Annotated in this window: 2 pseudogenes; one reads left to right on the top strand and one right to left on the bottom strand. The window is 71.5% G+C overall.

Annotated elements, in window-relative coordinates:
- Positions 1-134 precede the first annotated feature (134 nt).
- Positions 135-430, top strand: a pseudogene (locus VGE03_RS16555) (arsenical resistance protein ArsH); the annotation flags it as partial.
- Between the two features lie 4,010 nt (positions 431-4,440).
- Here the strand turns inward: VGE03_RS16555 and VGE03_RS16550 are convergent.
- Positions 4,441-4,752: pseudogene (locus VGE03_RS16550) on the bottom strand (ATP-binding protein); the annotation flags it as partial.
- Positions 4,753-5,660 lie beyond the last annotated feature (908 nt).

Raw genomic sequence — 5,660 nt, 5'->3', positions numbered from 1 at the left:
CACCGCGTCCGGACCGACAGACGTGCGAAATCGGCCAACTGTCGACCTCGTGGCCAAAGTCCATGGTCTCGACGGAGAGTATAGCCCAGCGACCCTTAAACTCGGCTGTCGCTACTCTGCGATCTTTTAGGCGGCAGTCGTTCAACGCCGTCAACACCCTGCGCCTTCTGGGCCGCTGGATGCGGATGATCACCATCCCCAACCAGTCGAGCGTGGCCAAGGCCTTCCAGGAGTTCGACGGGGCCGGCCGGATGAGGCCCTCGGCCTACTATGAGCGGATCGTCGACGTGATGGAGGAACTGGTGCGCTTCACCATTCTGGTCCGGCCCCACGCCGTCCAGCTCGTCGATCGGTATTCCGAACGAAAGGCGGAGGGCGTTCCGGTCGACGCCGCGTCCGATTGTCATCCATCGCCATCGCGGCACAATGAGGTGCCGGGATCGGCGCAGTTAAGCTCGGTCATCGAACCCAAGCTCATGTCTGGTTCTCGCAACTTCGCCAATGACCGCTGTTGGCGCTCTGCTGACCCTGATTGGCTTGGGAGGCAAAAGGCCGCTGAGGGCGGAAAGCTGTCGCCGAAGCTCCACTAGACGAATTCGACTGGGATCGTCGAACAGGTTCCGAAGTCGCCGAATGTGATCGCGGCGCGGTCGGCGAGCCCGCCCCGCCGCCTGATCGCCCATATCGTGGACCGATCCATTACATCGGAGATCCGGGACCAGTCGTCTGGTGCAGGCGATCCTGCTGCCGCGCCGAACGCGTCCTGCGACCATGCGGTGCGACGCATCGTCCGAAGTCTGTCCGCTCGACGGCCGGCGGCGCCGGTCACCAGCCCGGGGCGTCGGACGGCGGTGGTGGCGCGTCCGACCCGTCCCAGCGGAAACGCCAGAGCCGGGACCCGAAGACATAGAGGCCGTCGGCCACACACGCCACGTGACGAATCTCATCGGGCACGACTAGGGTGTCGTCCAGTGCCGCGGGGCCTGACCAGATGTGAATGATGTCGCCGGGCGCCCAGCTCAGCAGCCGCCCGTCAGACAGGAGCGTGACGGCCAGATCGCCCGCATGGGCCAGGACCGAGCGGGCCGCTGTAGCCGGACCCTCGGGGACGTCGGTGAACCAGTGCAGGCCGGACGCCAGATCCCCCGCCGCCAAGCCGTCGGCCAAGGGGGTCAGGCCGATCAGCGCCTCGGGCAGGCTGTGCTCGCCCAGAAGCGTCCCGTCCGCGTTCCACACCGTCAGGACGCCCTCGCCGTCGGCGACATACAGGCGTCCGTCCCGCGAGATCCATCTGGCCGGCCTGGACCCGCCGGCGAAGGGGTAGCGGCGCGCCCGCATGCCGCCGTCGGCGGTCCAGAAGGCGACGCCGCCGGACTGTTCGAAGGTGGCGAAGCCGGGCGAGAGATCCGCCGCGCCCAAGAGGGCGCCGGGCGTCGACCGGATTATCCGGGGCGGGCCGTCGATGTCATCCACGGCCCAGATCCGCAGGCTCGAGCCCAGAGTGATCACGACATCGCGGCCCGAGACCGTTAGATCGGGGAAGCCGGCTTCGGTTCCGCGCGGCGCGTTTCCTGTCCGCAGGCCGTCGAACCGGGCCAGGGCCGGCGCGCCAACGGGATTGACCAGCACGACCCCGTCCTCCACGGCGGCGACCTCCCGGATCGGACTCGCGTCTCCCCACACATCGGCGCTCCGTGTTCTGATCCGGCCCTCCAGGTCGATCAGGAGTAGCGCTTGGTCGCCGGTCGCCGCGCAACCGCCCGGGAAGGGCGTCAGCCGGCCGGCGTAGACACCCGCGTCGCGGCCCGTGAGGGCGTCGTCTTGGGCGAGGCGCTCTCCCGTGCGCGTGAAGACATGCACCCTGTTGTCGCGTTCGAGAACGATGACGACCTCGTCCAGCAAGACGGCTTCCGCGACCGCGGTGTCCAGAAGGACTTCGCTCAGCAAGACGCCGTCGGCGGACCAGAACAGCAGGCGTCCGTAATGGTCCCAGCTGACCGCGCCGTCGGGGCCGGCGGCGCCGTGGCTGGTCGCTCCATCGACCGGATCGGGCTCGACCAGGTCGAAGGCGCCGTTCAGGGCGCTCACCCACCAGAATTTGATCAGGCCGTCGCCGCCGTAGCTGACCAGGCGATCCTCGACCTCCAGCAGACCGCGCACCCCGTTGCTGGCCGAAGCGTGCAATTCCGGCGGGAAGGGATGGGACAGGAGGTCGCCCGTGGTGGACCACAGACGAATGCGGCCTTCCAGATCGCCGGTGAGGGTCAGGCGGGGTCGCGCCAGACAGGTGGTGACCCGGGGACACACCTCCGGAACGGACAGCACTCGCCCCTCGAGCGAGACGATGGCGGAAGCGCCGCCCCAGAAGCCGGCGATCAGCCAGCCGCCCGTGACCGGCCAGACGCCGGCGCTGTCCTCGAACCCAAGGGCCGGGGTGCGGCCAATGAGGCGGCCGCGAAAATCCCGCACCTCGGCGGCGCCTGCGGCGTCCACGACCAGGAGCCGGTCGCCGTTGGCGCTGGGCGGGCCGACCCGGGCTGCGGCGTCGTCGACGGCCTCCTCAAGCGCCGTCCCGTCCGGCGTCCAGAAGGCGAGCCGATGGTCCGTGGTGCGACCGGCGACCCCCTTCTGATGCACGAGACACTCTCGCAGCCCTGACAACCGCCCGGCGGATTCCGCGGCCGGGCGAAGACGTCCTTCCCGGCTCCAGAAGACGGGGGGACTGTTGAAGCTCCAGCTGACGAAGCCGTCGGGAAGGGCGGCGGCCGAAGCTGCCCCCGGGGCCTGGGCGAGGATCGACGGTCGAAGAGGCTCGGCCGGGGCGCCGGTGACCTCGCGAAGGGCGCAGCGACCATCGTCACAAGTCAGGAAAACCCTGTCGTGGGCGATGACGGCCTGCCGCACCGCGGCGGCGAATGTCTCTCGGGCGCGCTCCCGGCCGTCCGGCCCCCAGAAGACCACGATCCCGTCCACGTCATGGGTGACCAGGCCACCGTCGGGCAGCGGGCGGGCGCCTAGCGGCGTATCCGCATGCGCGGGTGGCGGGAGGGTGTCATGGCGCGGCCGGCCATCATCGGTCCAGAACAGCACCCGGCCGTCCTCGCCGATCGAGGCGAAGCCGTCGTTGAGGACGACGAGTCGGCGAACCTCGGCCGAATGGCGGATCGGGCCGTCGGGTTCGCCGCGCGCACGACCATCCGCATCCCAGAACAGGACATCGCCGCGCCGGCCGCCGGACATGATGAGGCCGTGGCCGGAGATCGCCTCGGCGAGACCCGGATGGAGCGCGGCACGCGCCAGGACGGATCGGGCCGGAGGATGGGCGATCACGGCGCGGCCCGGCTCGCCGTCGAACAGTCCGGCGTCGGTCAGGGCGTTCAGAACGACCCGGCCGTAAGGCGTCCTCGCCGCGGCGACCGGTCTCCAGGCCTGCTTGAGCCGTTCCCCATGGAGCGCCCAGAAGGCCGCGTGAGGCCGTCCCGCCCCCTCATGTCCGTCGGCGGCCAGGCGGCGCCAATCCTCGATCGTGCGGCGCGCGCGATCCAGCGCGGTCTCGTGACGCTCGAACCGGGCCGCCAGGAAGGCGCTGTCGGTCAGCAGTCGCACCGCGGCGTCCGGCACGGCGAGCTCGCACAGCTGCCGCGGACCCCAGTCGAGCGCATAGGGCGCGCCCGGCCGGCGCGGCCGCGGCCGCCAGGCCTGGGCGAGCCAGAGCGTCAGGGTCTCGGCGGCGACGTCGGCGTCCGTTCCCAACTGTTCGGAAAACGCCGCGGCGAGCCGGGGATGGTGGAAGGCGAAGGTGCGTTCTGAGCCCTCGCCGCGCATCACGAACCAGCGGGCGATCCGCGGGTCGAGGCTGTTGAGCTCGATGGAGAGCCCGCCGGCCATGACGGCGAAGAGGTCCTCGATCTCCCATTGACGCAGCGGCGCATGGGCCAGCCCCAACAGGGCGAAGAGCCTCCGGTTAGACAGAGCCCAGACGTCGCCCGCGCCTTCCAGTTCCGCCAGGCGCGCGCGGACGTAGGCGCCGAAGCTGTCCGGCGCCGCGGCGACGGCGCGGGCGCCCTCGGCGGCGGGGGGCAGGGTCGACAGCACCTCGGACAGGAAGAGCGGCAAGCCCTCCAGGTTGCGGTGCAGGTCCGCCGCCAGGCGGTCTCGCGCCTCTCGCGGCATCAGGGGCGCGACCTCGGCGAGCCACCGGCACACGTCCGGCAGGTCCAGCCCGGACAGGTGCAGACGGACTCCCGCATCCGGTCTCTGATCCAGGACATCTAGCCACGGCCTCAGGACGCGGGGCGCGTCCGTGTCCGAGGCGGCGCGACAGCCGATGACCACGAACACGCCCTCGGGGAGCGGAGCGGGGATGAAGGATTCGATCCGGGCGGCCGCCTCGTCCAGGCCGTCCAGGACGATGACCAGCCGGCTTGTCGCCGCGGACGGCGTGAAGGCGGCCAGCCGCTGGTAGATGCGCTCGCCCGCGGGCTGGTCATCGGCCGGGATCGCCGACGCCGTGGCCAGCAGGGTGTCGAGCTGGGCCGCGATGTGACCTTCGATCGCCTCCGGCGAAATGGTCGCCGGCAGGTCCGCGCTGATGAAATGGCGGACGGCGTTTGTCGGCGCCGCGCTTTCCAGCCAACGGGCGAGCAAGGAGGACTTTCCCGCCCCGGCCGCGCCGGTCAGGATCAGCAGGCCGCCGGGTCGGTCGCAGAGAAAGGCGTCCAGGGCCGAAAAGGCGTCTTCCCGGCCGAACATCGGGCGCGCCAGCAGCCGCGCCTGACGCAGCCGGACCGCGGCGGCGGTTCGAGACCAGCGCGGGCTCGTGGCCAAGAGGCGCTGCAGCTCGGTGGCGATGTCGCTCGCCGAGGCCCCGCGCGCGGCGAGCCGCCCGGGGTCCGGGACGTCCGCCTCCGCCGCGCCGACGGCGCGAAGGGCGGCCTCGATGGCGTCCAGACGGGCGTGGATCGCCGTGTCGCTGGCCGCCAAGGCCCGCTGAATGCCGGCCAGTTGCAGGTTCAGGCCGCGAAACTGATCCAGCTCGAACGCCGCCCTGAGGGCGACGGCCTTCTCGTCTTTCAACCGCGCGGCGAAGAAGGCGTTGGTCGCCGCCAACCAGCCCGCGTGGGCGGCTTCGCCGCGGAAGCGGCGTTCGAAGGCGTCGGGCTGGTCGATCGGCCAGCCCCGGACCTCGCCCGCCGCCCGCAGCTCCGCCAGCATGGCGTCCTCGGCCATCGCCGGAACGGCGCCCGGCGCGGGGAGGCGCGCGCCGATGTCCTCCAGCACGGCGGCGAGGTCGGTCAGGAGCGCCCCGTCGTCGGGGGTTTCGAGGAAGTCGGGGGCGGCCGCCTCGCGTCGGCCGGCGTCGGTCCAGTCCCGGACCCGGCGCGCGAACCGCGCGGCGCCGTGCGCCTGGGCGTGCAGGGTGACGATGAAATCGAGCGCATCCAGCTGGGAGAGCCGGATCGCCCGGGCGAGGTCATGATTGAGCGGGAGCTCGCCCGGCTTGGGGCCGCCGCGCGAGAGCCAGGAAGACAAGGCCTCGCGGCCGCCGTTCATGATCAGGTCGCCACCGCTGTCGCCCAGGAAATTGCCGAGCGCCTTGGCGGCGAGGCCGCCGACCGCGGCGCCGACAGGGCCGGCGACGAGCCCGCCCGCGGCGGCCG

Origin of the sequence: Brevundimonas sp., from assembly GCF_036400995.1 — a bacterium.
Classification (GTDB): domain Bacteria; phylum Pseudomonadota; class Alphaproteobacteria; order Caulobacterales; family Caulobacteraceae; genus Brevundimonas.
This window is presented reverse-complemented; position numbering and strand designations above follow the sequence as displayed.